1 protein-coding gene is annotated in these 608 nt (G+C 56.4%); it reads left to right on the plus strand.

What is annotated here, in order from left to right:
* Window positions 1-608: calcium-binding protein (locus AC07OI_RS29810; RefSeq protein WP_495259672.1), on the plus strand; the 608-nt coding region annotated here is incomplete at both ends.

Raw genomic sequence — 608 nt, forward strand, 5'->3', positions numbered from 1 at the left:
GGTGATGCAAGCCAGGGTATCGACTTTGAAGTCACTCTCGATGCACAAGGCAAAGTCATTTCCCCTATCGAGAAATTCATCCTCTCCGATGGCAAACAAGTCAGTTGGGATGACCTGCTCGTCAAACAAGTCACCGTCAATGGTGGCAATGCTGCCGAAGTCGTCAGAGGTGGCCGCAACGACGACACACTCTTTGGTGTTGATGGCAATGACACCCTCTACGGTGGTTATGGCAATGACAAACTCGATGGAGGTAACGGTGAAGACGTCGCCTATGGTGGTGTTGGCAATGACCGCCTGTACGGCCAAAGCGGTAACGACGCCCTGTATGGCGAAGACGGCGACGATCTGCTCGACGGCAGCAATGGCAACGACACCCTCGATGGTGGTAATGGCAACGACACCCTCGATGGCGGCGACGCCATAGACACCCTGTATGGCCGTGCTGGTGACGACAAACTCGCCGGCGGCAATGGCAACGACATGCTCGACGGTGGTGACGGCAACGATAACCTCGACGGCGGTGACTATGACGACACCCTCTACGGCGGCAATGGCGACGACACCATCAGCGCCGGGTATGGCAATGACTATGTGAATGGTGGCAG

The organism is Undibacterium sp. GW821-FHT07F11, from assembly GCF_059418665.1.